Annotated in this window: 13 protein-coding genes; 12 read left to right on the top strand and 1 reads right to left on the bottom strand. The window is 64.9% G+C overall.

Annotation, left to right across the window (positions count from 1 at the left end):
• Positions 1 to 83: 83 nt before the first annotated feature.
• The 3 genes from CGLAUT_RS09200 to CGLAUT_RS09190 are packed head-to-tail and all read left to right on the top strand — an operon-like array spanning position 84 to position 1339.
• On the top strand, positions 84 to 1040 hold the full coding sequence (locus CGLAUT_RS09200) for a chymotrypsin family serine protease (protein ID WP_095660470.1): 957 nt from the start codon (positions 84 to 86) through the stop codon (positions 1038 to 1040).
• A 16-nt stretch (positions 1041 to 1056) separates the two neighbouring features.
• The gene (locus CGLAUT_RS09195; RefSeq protein ID WP_198304907.1) at positions 1057 to 1206 is read left to right on the top strand and encodes a hypothetical protein; all 150 of its coding nucleotides are present in this window, start codon (positions 1057 to 1059) and stop codon (positions 1204 to 1206) included.
• Positions 1199 to 1339, top strand: a complete 141-nt coding sequence (locus CGLAUT_RS09190; protein WP_095660469.1) for a hypothetical protein — start codon at positions 1199 to 1201, stop codon at positions 1337 to 1339. The genes CGLAUT_RS09195 and CGLAUT_RS09190 overlap by 8 nt, the downstream gene beginning before the upstream one ends.
• Positions 1340 to 1386: 47 nt before the next feature.
• Here the strand turns inward: CGLAUT_RS09190 and CGLAUT_RS09185 are convergent, their stop codons facing one another.
• Positions 1387 to 3525, bottom strand: coding sequence for a 4-alpha-glucanotransferase (locus tag CGLAUT_RS09185; RefSeq protein ID WP_198305104.1), 2139 nt, complete (start codon positions 3523 to 3525; stop codon positions 1387 to 1389).
• A 43-nt stretch (positions 3526 to 3568) separates the two neighbouring features.
• On the opposite strand from CGLAUT_RS09185, the gene CGLAUT_RS09180 reads away from it, so the two are divergent.
• The 9 genes from CGLAUT_RS09180 to CGLAUT_RS09140 all read left to right on the top strand — a co-directional run bounded on the left by CGLAUT_RS09180 (position 3569) and on the right by CGLAUT_RS09140 (position 13270).
• Positions 3569 to 5383, top strand: a complete 1815-nt coding sequence (locus CGLAUT_RS09180; protein ID WP_095660468.1) for an AMP-dependent synthetase/ligase — start codon at positions 3569 to 3571, stop codon at positions 5381 to 5383.
• Between the two features lie 93 nt (positions 5384 to 5476).
• Positions 5477 to 6145: a hypothetical protein gene (locus CGLAUT_RS09175; RefSeq protein ID WP_095661157.1), complete on the top strand. Its 669-nt coding sequence runs from the start codon at positions 5477 to 5479 to the stop codon at positions 6143 to 6145.
• Positions 6146 to 6265: 120 nt separating this feature from the next.
• Positions 6266 to 7456, top strand: a complete 1191-nt coding sequence (gene hemW, locus CGLAUT_RS09170) for a radical SAM family heme chaperone HemW (RefSeq protein WP_290184752.1) — start codon at positions 6266 to 6268, stop codon at positions 7454 to 7456.
• A gap of 11 nt (positions 7457 to 7467) precedes the next feature.
• On the top strand, positions 7468 to 8478 hold the full coding sequence (gene hrcA / locus CGLAUT_RS09165) for a heat-inducible transcriptional repressor HrcA (RefSeq protein WP_290184750.1): 1011 nt from the start codon (positions 7468 to 7470) through the stop codon (positions 8476 to 8478).
• 16 nt (positions 8479 to 8494) lie between these two features.
• Positions 8495 to 9628, top strand: a complete 1134-nt coding sequence (gene dnaJ / locus CGLAUT_RS09160; protein ID WP_290184748.1) for a molecular chaperone DnaJ — start codon at positions 8495 to 8497, stop codon at positions 9626 to 9628.
• Positions 9628 to 10320 (top strand): 16S rRNA (uracil(1498)-N(3))-methyltransferase, encoded by a 693-nt coding sequence (locus tag CGLAUT_RS09155; protein WP_290184746.1) that lies wholly within the window; start codon positions 9628 to 9630, stop codon positions 10318 to 10320. Before dnaJ ends, CGLAUT_RS09155 begins: the two co-directional genes overlap by 1 nt.
• A gap of 14 nt (positions 10321 to 10334) precedes the next feature.
• Positions 10335 to 11381, top strand: a complete 1047-nt coding sequence (locus tag CGLAUT_RS09150; protein WP_095660464.1) for a PhoH family protein — start codon at positions 10335 to 10337, stop codon at positions 11379 to 11381.
• Positions 11378 to 11947, top strand: a complete 570-nt coding sequence (gene ybeY, locus CGLAUT_RS09145; protein WP_290184743.1) for an rRNA maturation RNase YbeY — start codon at positions 11378 to 11380, stop codon at positions 11945 to 11947. The genes CGLAUT_RS09150 and ybeY overlap by 4 nt, the downstream gene beginning before the upstream one ends.
• The gene (locus CGLAUT_RS09140) at positions 11948 to 13270 is read left to right on the top strand and encodes a hemolysin family protein (protein ID WP_290184742.1); all 1323 of its coding nucleotides are present in this window, start codon (positions 11948 to 11950) and stop codon (positions 13268 to 13270) included.
• Positions 13271 to 13287: the final 17 nt, after the last annotated feature.

Here is a 13287-nt window from a genome sequence, read left to right as displayed (position 1 = left end):
ACCTGGGGTAGATCTGGCGTAGACGCAGGGGACGAGATTCATTAGGATCCCAAAGGTCTCTCCGGACTCGAAGGATCTTCATCATGACGCGCGCCCGCACTCGCTCCCTGCTCATCGGCCTTGCCACTTGCATGCTTGCCGGTCAATCGGTGCTTGCCACCCCCGCTGCCGGCGCGCCTGCCGAGCCTGCGGTAGCTCGCCAGGGCGGCAAGATCGCCATCGACGTTGGCTCGCAGTTCAAGACCTGCACCATCGGCCACAACGTGCCGGGTGCGCAGACCAGCTTCACCGCCGCGCACTGCGGCATCGAGGGAGCTGAGGTGTACCTCACAGACGCTGCAGGCAACCGTATGGCCGACCCGGCCGGGAAGTTCTCGCCCAGCCCGCAGTTTGAAACCCGGGAGTCTTCTAACGACTTCGGCGTGATCGAGTGGTACGACAGCGTGGTTGTTGAGGAGAACCGCTTCGGCGGTGCAGCGGTGCCGTCGAGTTCGATCGTCTCCGGCGACCAGGTCTGCTACTACGGCTTCGCGTCCCACAACGCGACCGAGACCCCGTCGTGCGGCATCTACCTGGGCAACGTCGAGCAGTCGCTCTTCTTCGACACCCCGGGGTGGCCGAAAGACGGCGACTCCGGCGGGCCGGTGTTCGTTCCAGGCAAAGGGGTCGTTGGAGTGCTGTCCGGACACAACGAACTCACCGTGAGCCCCGGTGCGCAGCGTTTTTACGTGGAGCGCGCGAGCACGCTGCAGAACGGCAACCTCCACTCGAAGCACCAGCTCGAGGAGTGGTTCAAGAGCCAACTTCATCGCCTGCACCGCGAGACCGCGCCAGCGGACGAGCCTGAATTGCCCCCGGAGGTGCCAGCAGTGGAACGTGGTGCTGAGCCGGTGGTGCGCGTCGCGGAGCAGCCAGAAACTCCGAACACCGACACGATGCGGTTCGTCGTTGCGGAGATCGCGGTCATGGTCATCTCTGCAATCATCGGGCTGATTCCGCTCGTGGGCACGGTGCTCGACCTGCGTGCGAAGTCGCTGTAGCGGCGGGGGAGCAACTATGTCGTGGCTCGTTGGACTTAGCCCCTGGCTGCAGCTGCCGATCATTCTCCTCGCAGCGCTGCCGCCAGCCGGTGTCGTGGCCTGGCTGGGATTGAAGATGGTGGATTGGGTAGCCAACCGGTGGGCTACCATGAACAACCATGGCTAACCCGGAGGAGCTGCGGCGGCAAGATCAGCGGCTGCCCAAATCGAAGCGCAAGTACCCCAAATCCCTGGTTACCCAGGTGATGTGGGTCCTCATCGGCCTCGTCATCGTCGCCGCGATCGTGGGTGCGCTGTAGGCACACCCCTTTTCCCATCGCCCCATCGCCTCAGCCCCAAATTGCCTCTACTGGCCCGGGCGGCGTGAAGCCTCAGCCACCCGGTGAAACAGCTCCATCTCTTTCAGATGTTCGAGAAGAACGGGGTTGCCCTGGGCGTCGGTAAGCGGAATGCACCAGTTCTCGTACTGCTCCGAGTTCGTGCCAGGCTGGTTCTGAATCCGCTCATCACCCACCATGTCCACTAGGTTGGTGCACGTCATCGCGGACGGGGTGGAAGCAATGAAGCGGGTAAGCCCGATCAGCAGTGCGTTGACATCGCCGTACTCGCCGAGGTCGCGGTTCATGAAGTCAAGATCCGCTGCCGACGTGCCTTTGAATGCGCCCTCTGCCTGGGCGTGGGCCAGCACCTGGCTGATCCACACCGCGTCGTTGGCGTTGAGCTCGTCCAGGCTCTCCTGCACCAAGCCGAGTTCGTGGCGCAGCTCGTTGTGCGCGCCCTTCATGTACCCCGCGGTCGGAGGCAGGTCGTGTGTGCCCACGGCCGTGAGCGAGAGGTTGCGGTACTGCTCGGACGGCAGCGGCGAGTTGTCCCACGGGGTCGACTCGAACCACAGCACCGTCGTGCCCAGGATGCCTTTGTCGCGCAACACCTCCTGCACCCACGGCTCAAAGGTGCCCAGGTCCTCGCCGACCACCACGGCACCGGCGCGCTGCGCCTCGAGCGCGAGCACACCGACCATCGCCTCGTGGTCGTAGTTCATGTACGCGCCCTCGGCAGGAGAATCCATTCGCGGTAGCCAGAACAGGCGGAAAAGGCCCAAGATGTGGTCCACGCGCACGCCTCCGGAGTGGCGCAGCACCGTGCGGAGCAGATCGCGCCACGGGCCGTAGCCGGCCTCGGCGAGCTTTTGCGGGTTCCACGGCGGCTGCGACCAGTCCTGGCCCTGCTGGGAGTACTGGTCCGGCGGGGCACCGACGGAGGCATCGGCCACCAGCACGTCGCGAAGCGCGTGCGCGTCGGCACCGCCAGGGTGGATACCCACCGCGAGGTCCGTCATAATTCCGATCTTCATGCCCGCAGCCTCCGCGCGCTCTTGGGCGATGCGGCGCTGCTCGTCGGCAATGAACTGCAGCCACATGTAGAACTGGGTGAGCTCGTCGAGCTCTTGCGGCCCAGCGTGGCGGCTCAATTCCGTCTCCACGGCCTGCTGAGCGCACCAGCGCGCGAACTCCTCCAGGCCCTCGCCTTCATCTTCGACGAACATCTCGAAGTCGTTTGCGCGGGCCTCGTCCGACATGGACAGGAAAAACAGTTCGCGCAGCACGGTCAGCTTGACCCGGAAAATCGTGTCGCGGTCCAGCGGCTCGGCGGTGCGGTTCATTCGCTTGAGCGGCTTGGCCAGCTCCATGATCTGCACCCGCACGTGGCTTGAAAGCCGCCGAAATTCCGGCACCGCTTCGACAGAGATGTAGATCGGGTTCACAAACCGGCGCGACGTTGGCAGGTACGGGGAGTCCTCCACCGGCGGGACCGGCTGTGCGGCGTGCACCGGGTTGATCTGGAGGAAGTCTGCGCCCTCCGCCGCGACGATCTCCGCAAGGCGGCCTAGATCGTTGAAGTCGCCGATGCCCCAGGACTCCTCCGAGCGCACCGAGTACAGCTGCGCCATCACGCCCCACACCGGGTGCTGGATGTACTCCTGGTTGGTCTCCAACACCTCGGGCACAACGATCAGCGTGCACACCTCATCCAAATCATCGGATTCCAGGTGCAGCTCATGCCAGCCGATTGGCAGGTCGCCCGGCACGTGGAACGTCGCCTCGCCCCAGGTCACACCGTCATCCGCGGTAAACGGCGGGGTCCAGTTCTCGTCCTGGTACGCGTCGCGCGAGGAGCCGTCCTCAAGCTTGATCCAGCAGTGCGCGTAATGGCCGTCGTGCACGTGCACGTTGAAGTGCTTCTCGTAGCCGGCGGTCGCGACCACGCACGGAGGGAGGGGACGGGTGGCAAACTCCGCTCGGCGGGCTTGCAGGTGGAATTGAAGTTCCTCGTCGCCCGGTTCGTCGTCAAGCGAGACGCCCAAAGCTCGCAGCAACTTCACATACGACGTCTCGGGAGGCGCAGTGATCAGGCCATTCGAGGCGCGGTAGCTGGTACCGAGGCCGTATGCCTCGGCCAGTTGCAGCAGGAGTTCCCCGTTCATCACAGAAGGCAATTCTGCCACAGCACGCGGTAAGGTGGCCCCCATGCCGTCAAAGTCCTGCACCACCGAGCTCGGGTTCACGCTGACCGATCGGGACAATTGCATCCGCCGCCTGATCACCCTCTGCCAAACCCAGCCGCACATCGTCCTCTTTTCCCGCCCCCGCAACTACGAGTGGGTGAACGTGACCGCCGGCGAGTTCCTCACCGAGGTGTACGACGTGGCAAAGGGCCTGATCAACGCAGGTGTAGAGCGGGGCGATCGCGTGGCCATCCTGTCCAACACACGCTACGAGTGGCAGCTCATGGACTTTGCCATCTGGGCCGCCGGCGCGGTGACGGTGCCGGTGTATCCGTCGTCCTCGCTGCACCAGATCCAGTGGATTTTGGAGGATTCCGGCGCGAAAATCGCGTTCGCCGAAACCCGCGACCACACCGAGCTGCTCACGCCGTTTCTCAGCGGGTATGGCGATGCGAAGCTCGAACGGCTCTACGAGTTCAACTCGGCCGGAGTGGAAACCATCAAGTTCGAAGGTCGAGATGTTGAGCAAAAGCTTATCGACGACAGGTGGCAGACGCTTACCCACTCCGACCTCGCCTCGATCGTGTACACCTCCGGCACCACCGGCCGGCCAAAGGGTGTGGAGCTGACGCACGGCAACTGGGCGTACCAGTGCAACGCGCTGCTTGAGAACGAGATTGGCAAGGTGGCGCAGCCCGGCAACCGCGTGGTGACGTTCCTGCCGCTCGCGCACGTTCTGCAACGCGCAGTGTCCATCGCGTGTTCGATAGTGGGGATGACGCAGTCGCACTGGTCTGACACGTCGACGCTGTCCGTGGAGTTGCAGCGTGTGCGTCCGAACCTGGTGCTCGGCGTGCCGCGCGTGTTTGAGAAGGTGCGCGAGGCCGCGTACAACAAGGCCGCCGACGGGTCCGCGATTGGCAAACGTGTCTTTTTGGAGGCGGAGCGCGCCGCGATCGAGTACTCCCAGGCGCTGGACACCGAAGAAGGCCCGTCGCGAGTGCAAAAAGCCAAGGTGAAGATGTTTGAGCGGCTCGTCTACTCCAAGATCAAAGACGGCATCGGCGGCTCAGTCTGGTACGGCATCACCGGCGGGTCCGCGATGAGCTCGGATCTGTCGCACTTCTTCCGCGGCATGGGCGTGCCCATTTACGAGGGCTATGGACTCACCGAAACCTGCGCCGCATCCTGCGTGAACAACAAGCACGCCAATAAGGTCGGCACCGTCGGTCGGCCGGTGAACGGCTACTCCGCCCGCATCAACGAGGACGGTGAGATCGAGTTCAAGGGCCCCGGCGTGTTCACGAAGTATTGGAACAACCCGCAAGCCACCGAAGAAGCGTTCACTGACGGCTGGTTCAACTCCGGCGACCTCGGCGAGATCGATGACGACGGCTACGTGCGCATCACCGGCCGCAAGAAGGACCTGATTGTCACCGCCGGCGGCAAGAACGTCTCGCCCGGGCCGATGGAGGAAATCATCCGCCAAGACCCGCTGATCTCCAATGCGCTGGTGGTCGGCGACGGCAAGCCGTTCGTCGGTGTGCTGGTGACGCTGGATGAGGAGGAGCTGAAGCGCTGGAAGGCGAACCACAACATCCCGGCCAATCGTAAGACCGCCGAAGTTGTGCAAGATCCGGCCCTGCGCGCCGAGGTTCAGGACGCGATCAACATGGCCAACGCCACCGTATCGCGCGCTGAGGCGATCAAAAAGTTCCGCATTTTGGACCGCGATCTGAGCGAGCAGAACGACGAAATCACCCCGACCATGAAGGTCAAGCGCAACGTTGTCTTCGAGCGCTTCAAGGACGACATCGACAAGCTGTACCAACGCTAAATGTCGGCGCGCCTTGCAACCTTGGGCGTGCGCGTGCAATAGCATTGCCCCCAGTTTCCTTGTAGTTGCCTAAGATTCTTGGGGGTGTCCTGCGTGCATAAAACTGCCGCCATGCTGCGCCATCGCGAGCTCACCCAGGAGATCTACAACATCGGCGACGAGGTTGCGGAGTACATCGAGCACATCGCCGAATCCATCGCGGATTACGACGGCGAGCTCGCCGACGACTGCCTCGCCGAGTTCTCCGAAATCGTCGACGATGCCCGCCAAGACGCGCGCCGCGTCGTCGGCGAACTCATCGGCCTGCGACAGGCGCTCACCTCAGGCATGCGCGCCGGGGTGCTCTCAGCCTCAGCGCACCCAGAAGAAAAGGTTCCGGAGCCAGAGCTTCTCGACGCTTGCGGGCTCGAAGACCTCTTCCCCCTGGACGCGCCGTATTCCGTGCAGACCATGCACGACGCGCTCACCGGCCGCACCGACCTGGTGATTCAGCACCTCGGCGAGGTGGTTGAGTTCGTGCTCGAGCAGACCGACCGCGTCGCGCGCGAACTCGGTGCCGTGAGCCTGCCGCACCTCTACGCCCGCGTGGGTGATCTGGTCGAAGCCGCCGCCGACGGATGGATTGAAACCGTCTGCGCCGACCACCCCGCCTTCACGCGCACCATGCGCGGCCAGAACCCGCCCGAGTTCCTGGAGGAGCGCGCGCGTATCAACGCCATCGTGGCCAAGGTCGCCGCAAAGCGCCGCCGCCGCGGCGCCTAGCCCCTTCACCCGCGCCCGCTTGGGCATCCGCGCCCGCTTGGGCACCGCGCCAGCCAGACGTTCTGTAAAACTTTGCAATCTTTTACAGGGATGGAAGGGCCGGACCCTACAATGGCCGCCATGACGCAGCCCTTGCGAAGCTCTACCGACACGCCGCTGGCTGAACCGAGCGCGCCTGAACCGGAGGCGCCCAGACAGGACACCTTCGGCGTGTACATCCACGTCCCGTTCTGTGCGTCCCGCTGCGGATACTGCGACTTCAATACTTACACGCCGACCGAGGTGGACACCTCCCACGCGACGTACCTCGATGCGCTGGAGAAGGAGCTCGAGCTCGCCGCCACCCAGAAACTCCCGAAGGCGGACACCGTATTCATCGGCGGCGGAACGCCAAGCCTGCTCGACGCCGACGGCCTGGGCCGCATCCTCACCGCGATCAAGAATACGATCGACATCAATCCGAACGCGGAGATCACCACCGAATCCAACCCGGAATCGACCAGCCCCGAGTACTTCGAAGGCCTGCTCAGGCACGGTTTCACGCGCGTGTCGCTGGGCATGCAGTCGGCATCCACACCCGTGCTCAGGGTGCTTGACCGCCGCCACACGCCGGGCCGCGCCACCCAAGCTGCTCGCGAGGCGCACGCTGCCGGTTTCGCCCACATCAATCTGGACATGATCTACGGCACGCCCACGGAAACGGACGACGACGTGCGCGCGACGCTCGACGCCGTCCTCGACACGCCAGTCGACCACGTCTCCGCCTACAGCCTCATCGTCGAAGACGGCACCGCCATGGCCCGCAAGATCCGCTGCGGCGAGCTGCCGGAGCCGGACGAAGAAACCTATGCCACCCGCTACGAGCTCATCGCCGACACCCTCGAGAAGAACGGCTTCGACTGGTACGAGGTGTCCAACTGGGCGAAGCCGGGCGGCGAATGCCGCCACAACCTGCTGTATTGGACGGGCGGCAACTGGTGGGGCGCCGGCCCCGGCGCCCACAGCACCATCAACCACACCCGCTTCCACAACGTGAAGCGCCCGGAGCGCTACGCCGCAATGCTCGCGGGAGGAACTCTCCCCATCGCCGAAACCGAAGAGCTCACCGCCGACATCCTGCACTTCGAAGACATCATGCTGGGACTGCGGCTCAAGCAAGGGGTGCCGTCGGGGTGGGTTAACGGTGACGTCGATAAGCATGTGCGAAATGGGCTCCTTGCGAAAGGTGAGCGCATTGCAGTGACCGACAAGGGCCGATTGCTTATCGACGGCATCATCACCGACCTCCTTGCTTCTGAAGACGCAGAGTAACCTGGGCAACTATGAGTGCGGCGGAAGAGAGGCGACGGGCGGTCCTGCGCGCCATTGTTGCTGATTACATCGCCAGCCAGGAGCCAGTGGGGTCGAAAGCGCTGGTGGAGCGCCACGGGCTGAAGGTGTCGCCGGCGACGATCCGCAACGACATGAGCGTGCTGGAGAGCGAAGGCTACATCGAGCAGACGCACGCGTCGTCGGGGCGCATTCCGACGGAGGCTGGCTACCGCGCGTTTGTGGACGCGCTGCACGACGTGAAGCCGCTGTCGAGTGCGGAGCGCCACGCGATCCTGGACTTCCTGGAAAACGGCGTGGACATGGAAGATGTGCTGCGCCGCTCGGTGACGCTGCTTGCGCAGCTGACGAACCAGGCGGCGGTGGTGCAGCTGCCCACTCTGAACGTGAGCCGCGTGAAGCACTGCGAAGTGGTGGCGCTTTCGTCGACCCGGCTGCTGTTGGTGCTGATCACGGACGCGGGGCGCGTGGACCAGCGCAACGTGGAGCTGGACGCGCCGATTGATGATGACGGCGTGCGCGCCCTGCGCGAGCTGCTCAACGACGTGCTGGTGGGCGCCACGATGCGCGAGGCGGCGCAACAGCTTGCGGCGCTGGCGGCACGCGCGCCGGAGGCTATCGCCCCGGCGGTGGAGCGCGCCACCGCCGTGCTGATTGACACGCTGGTGGAGACCACTTCGGACCGCCTGCTCATCGCAGGCGCCGGCAACCTCATCCTGGCCGGCGAACTGCATACCGTCATCGCCGCGTTGGAGGAGCAGGTGGTGGTGCTGAAACTGCTCGCCAGCGCGCAGGAGCTGGAGCAGGTTTCGGTGCGCATTGGGCGCGAGAACGAGGATGAGGAATTATCGCGTGCCAGCATTGTTACAACTGCATACGGGGCTGGCGCGGAGGCCCTCGGCGGCTTAGGGGTCGTCGGTCCGACGCATATGGACTATCCGGGTACCATTCAAAAGGTTGCCACTGTCGCCAGCTACATCAGCCGCATTCTGCGCGGCGAATAGAAAGGTTTTGTCAGTTTTGGCTCGGGATTACTACGGCATCCTTGGTGTGGACCGGGAAGCGACCGAACAAGAGATTAAAAAGGCGTACCGCAAACTGGCGCGCAAGTATCACCCGGACGTCAACCCGTCCGAGGAGGCGCAGGAGCGCTTCGCGGAGATTTCGCTGGCGCAAGAGGTGTTGCTGGATCCGCAGAAGCGCTCGATTGTGGACCGCGGCGGAGACCCCATGGAGCAGGCCGACATGGGCCCGGGTGCGGGCGGTTTCGGCGGTGGCCTAGGCGATATCTTCGAGGCGTTCTTCGGCGGCGGCGCCACAGCGCGCGAGCCGCGCTCCCGCGTGCAGCACGGCAACGACGCCCTGCTGCGTACCACGGTCACGCTCGAAGAGGCCTACGCGGGCGTGAAGAAGGAAGTCTCCGTCGATACCGCCGTGGTGTGCGACCGCTGTCACGGCACCGGCTCTGAATCCGAGTCCAAGCCTGTCACCTGCGATAACTGCCAGGGCATGGGCCAGGTCCAGGAAGTGCAGCAGTCCTTCCTGGGCAACATCATGACCACGCGCGACTGCCCGAAGTGCCGCGGCTACGGCGAGATCATCAAGGACCCGTGCCGCCAGTGCGCCGGCGACGGCCGCGTGCGCGCGACCCGCGACATCATCGCGAACATCCCCGCGGGCATCGCCACCGGCATGCGCATCCGCATGGCTGGCCAGGGCGAGGTGGGCCACGGCGGCGGCCCTGCCGGCGACCTCTACGTGGAGGTGCAGGTTGAGCCGCACCCGTACTTCATGCGCGACGGCGAGCACCTGCGCCTGCGCCTCAACGTCCCGATGTACGACGCCGCGCTGGGCACCGAGATCACCGTGCCCAACCTCGCGGGCAGCGATACCCTCATCGAGGTCCCCGCGGGCACCCAGCCCGGCGACACCATCGTGCTGCCCGGCGAGGGCATGCCAATCGTGCGCTCGGACCGCTCGGGCGACCTCATCGCCCACGTCCAGGTGGTTGTGCCCACGGAGCTGTCGAATCAGGAGCGAGAGACCCTTGAGACGCTGCGCGACGGCTGCTCCGACAACACCTCGGTACAGACCGAGGAAGGCCCCGCCAGCGAGGGCTTCTTCTCCCGCATGCGAGATCGGTTCCGCCGCTAGTGTCGCTGCCGTACTTCCTCAGCGCCAACCCGCTCGCCGGCCTTATCACCGGCGCGGAGGCGCAGCATGCGCACGTCAAGCGCATCGAGGTGGGGGAGCACATCATGCTTATCGACGGCTGCGGGCTCGCCGCCGAAGTCAAAGTCACCGAAGCCTCAAAATCAGAAGTTCGGGGAGAGGTTGTCGGCCACCACACCGTTCAGCAGCCCACCCCGCGCGTCACCGTCGTCCAGGCGATTCCGAAGTCGGAGCGCGCGGAACTCGCCGTCGACCTCGCAGTGCAGGCAGGGGCGAACGCGATCATTCCGTGGATCTCGCACCGCACCATCGCGCGCTGGCCGGAGAACAAGCAGGCCAAGCAGGTAGAGAAGTGGCAGCAGCAAGCGCTCGCGAGTGCGAAGCAAGCCCGCCGAGCGTGGGTGCCGCAGGTTTCGTCTCCGATGACTTCGCGTGAGCTCGGAGGCGTCGATAAGCAAAAGCTTGTGCTGCACGAGGATGCTGAAACCTCGATCAAAGAGGTGGACCTCGGCGACGAGCTGTACTTGGTGATTGGTCCGGAAGGTGGCATCGGTGCGGACGAGCTGGAGCTGATCGGCGGCACGCCCGTGAAGCTTGGGCCGGAGGTGTTGCGCACGGCGAGCGCGGCGTTTGCTGGGCTTTGTGCGATCGGCACGCTGACAAACCGCTGGTAGGGTAAGGGAGCGTTATGGAAGAACTGGTCACTCGCAAGATCGATCTGGACTCGGCGTACGCGCAGTCCGTGCTCGGGGTCAACGACGAGAACCTGCGGGTGCTCAACCAGAACCTCGGTGTGGACGTGCACGCGCGCGGCACAACCGTGACGGTGCGCGGCGAAGAACACCGCGTGGCGCACGTGCTGCGCGTGTTCGACGAGCTGGAGTCCATGGCGCGCCGCGGCGTGCCGATTAGCGCGGACACCGTGGTGCACGCGACCCGCATCATGGAGACGGAGGCGCCGGAGTCCGTCGCGGAGATGCTCGGCGCGGAGATCGTCGCGCGCAAGGGCAAGGTGATCCGCCCGAAGACCGCTGGGCAGCGCCGTTACGTGGATGCGATCGACGAGAACACGATTACGTTTGGCATCGGCCCGGCCGGCTCCGGCAAGACCTACCTCGCGGTGGCGAAGGCGGTGCAGGCGTTGCAGAACAAAGAGGTCAAGCGCATTATTCTCACCCGTCCCGCGGTCGAAGCCGGCGAGAAGCTCGGGTTCCTGCCCGGCACCCTGAGCGACAAGATCGACCCGTACCTGCGCCCGCTGTACGACGCGCTGCGAGACATGCTCGATCCGGAGATGATCCCCAAGCTCATCGAGGCCGGCATCATCGAAGTCGCCCCGCTGGCCTATATGCGCGGGCGCACGCTCTCGGATGCGTTCGTGATCCTCGACGAGGCCCAGAACACCACCGGCGCGCAGATGAAGATGTTCCTCACTCGCCTCGGCTTCGGCTCGAAGATGGTGGTCACCGGCGACGTCTCGCAGGTCGACCTGCCGCGCGGCACCGTCAGCGGCCTGCGCGTGGCGCGGCGCATCCTCGGCGATATCGAAGGCATCTCCTTCCAGGAGCTGCGCGCGGACGACGTGGTGCGCCACCACCTGATCTCGCGCATCGTCGCCGCCTACGACCGCCACGACGCGCAAAATGCCGCGCGTTACGAAAAGCGCCAGCGCGAGCTGGAGCGCGAGCGCGAGGCCGAAGCTGGAGCTGGAAGTGGAGCGGAGGCGCAGCCGTGAGCATCGAAGTTTTGAATGAGTCAGGTGAGGCAGAAGTCAATGAGCAAATGCTTATCGACGTCTGCTCCTACGCGCTGACAGCCATGGACGTGCACCCCGACGTGGAAGCCACCATCACGCTGGTGGACGAGCCGACGATGGCAGACCTGCACGTGCGCTGGATGGACCTGGAAGGCCCGACGGATGTGATGAGCTTTCCCATGGATGAGCTCACTCCCGGTGGCGGGCGCCCGGATGCCAAGGAGCTCGGCCCGTCGATGCTCGGCGACATCATCTTGTGCCCGTCGTACGCGCGCAAGCAGGCGGACATGGCCGGCCACGACTTGGCCCACGAGCTCGCGCTGCTCACGGTCCACGGCGTGCTGCACCTTTTGGGCTACGACCATATCGCGCCCGACGACGAGCGCGAAATGTTCGCACTGCAGAACGAGCTGCTCGCGGACTGGTACGACTCGCTGAGCGCGCGCGGGGTGGAGTACCAGCCGAAGCCGACTGGCGCGCACGCGTTCCCGTCGGCCGCCGACCGCGACGAGCTGGACCGCAAGATGCGGGAGGCGGATCAGTAGGTGGAATTCACCGCCGCGTACGCCGTCACCACCGTCGTCGCGCTACTGCTTTCGGGCCTTTTAGGCTCGGTGGAGTCGGCGCTTGCCCCGATCTCGCGGGCGCGCGTGGAGACGATGCACAAAGACGAAGTCTCCGGTGCTCATGCGCTGCTTCGCGTCCTGGACAACCGCGCCAGCCACGTCAACACGCTGGTGATGCTGCGGACCGTCCTGGACGTGGTCGCCGCGGTGTTCGCCGCGATGTTGGCTATGGACCTCATCGATTCCGACGCGTGGGCGATCACCGCCGCCGTCGCCGCGGTAACGCTGTTGCAGTTCGGCATCATCGGCGTCTTCGCTCGTACGGCCGGCAAGCGCAACCCGTACACCATCTCGCTGCGCGCCGCGCAGTGGCTTATCGCGTTCCACCGCTTCCTCGGACCGCTGTCCGGCCTGCTCATCAGGGTGGGAAATGTCTTCCACCCGGGCGAGGACTTCCGCGACGGGCCGTATGCCACCGAAGTGGAGCTGCGCGAGATGGTCGAGGTCGCACAGGAACAAGGCGTGGTGGAAACCACCGAAGGCCGCATGATCCAAAACATTTTCGACCTCGCGTCCACCCACGCCCGCCAAGTGATGGTGCCGCGCCCGGAAATGATCTGGATCGAGGACGACAAAACGGCCGCCCAAGTCACGCGCCTCATGGTGCGCTCCGGCCACTCGCGCGTGCCGGTGATCGGCGAGGACGTCGACGACATCGTCGGCGTCGCCTACCTCAAGGACATGTTCGGCGACGACGGCGCACCTATCGACCCAGACACCCGCGTCCTGCGCGCCTGCCGCGAGCCGCTTTTCGTCCCCGAATCGAAGCCGCTCGACGTGCTGCTCAAGGAGATGCAGCAGCTGAACACGCACATCGCCATCGTGATCGATGAATACGGTGGCGTCGCTGGCCTGCTCACCATGGAGGACCTGCTGGAAGAGATCGTCGGCGAGATCACCGACGAATACGACGAGGACGAAGCTGCGCCCATCGAGCACCTCAATGAGCGCCTCCTGCGCGTCCAGGCTCGCCTCCCGCTCGACGACCTGGTCGACCACCTCACCGACCACCTCGACTACGAGCTGGTCTACGAGGACGAGGTCAAAGACTCCGTCGACACCGTCGCCGGCCTGCTCTCGTACGAACTCGGCCGCGTGCCCCTGCCCGGCTCTTCCATCACCCACAACGGGCTGACCTACAGCGCCGAAGGCGGCCGCGATCGCCGCGGTCGCGTGAAGACTCGCACCGTGCTCATTGACGTGCCCATCTCCGCGGAAGAGGAGCCGATTGCGCAGGACTGACCGTCGACAAGCAAAAT

It is taken from the genome of Corynebacterium glaucum, from assembly GCF_030408855.1.
Lineage (GTDB): Bacteria > Actinomycetota > Actinomycetes > Mycobacteriales > Mycobacteriaceae > Corynebacterium > Corynebacterium glaucum.
Note: the sequence above shows the minus strand (reverse complement) of the source record. Positions and strands in the feature narration are given on the sequence as shown.

What these genes read in the sequence shown, in the direction of transcription:
- CGLAUT_RS09200 (WP_095660470.1), top strand. Translation starts at nt 84, where the DNA reads ATGACGCGCGCCCGCACTCGCTCCCTGCTCATCGGCCTTGCCACTTGC.
- CGLAUT_RS09195 (WP_198304907.1), top strand. Translation starts at nt 1,057, where the DNA reads ATGTCGTGGCTCGTTGGACTTAGCCCCTGGCTGCAGCTGCCGATCATT.
- CGLAUT_RS09190 (WP_095660469.1), top strand. Translation starts at nt 1,199, where the DNA reads ATGGCTAACCCGGAGGAGCTGCGGCGGCAAGATCAGCGGCTGCCCAAA.
- CGLAUT_RS09185 (WP_198305104.1), bottom strand. Translation starts at nt 3,525, where the DNA reads ATGAACGGGGAACTCCTGCTGCAACTGGCCGAGGCATACGGCCTCGGT.
- CGLAUT_RS09180 (WP_095660468.1), top strand. Translation starts at nt 3,569, where the DNA reads ATGCCGTCAAAGTCCTGCACCACCGAGCTCGGGTTCACGCTGACCGAT.
- hemW (WP_290184752.1), top strand. Translation starts at nt 6,266, where the DNA reads ATGACGCAGCCCTTGCGAAGCTCTACCGACACGCCGCTGGCTGAACCG.
- hrcA (WP_290184750.1), top strand. Translation starts at nt 7,468, where the DNA reads ATGAGTGCGGCGGAAGAGAGGCGACGGGCGGTCCTGCGCGCCATTGTT.
- CGLAUT_RS09150 (WP_095660464.1), top strand. Translation starts at nt 10,335, where the DNA reads ATGGAAGAACTGGTCACTCGCAAGATCGATCTGGACTCGGCGTACGCG.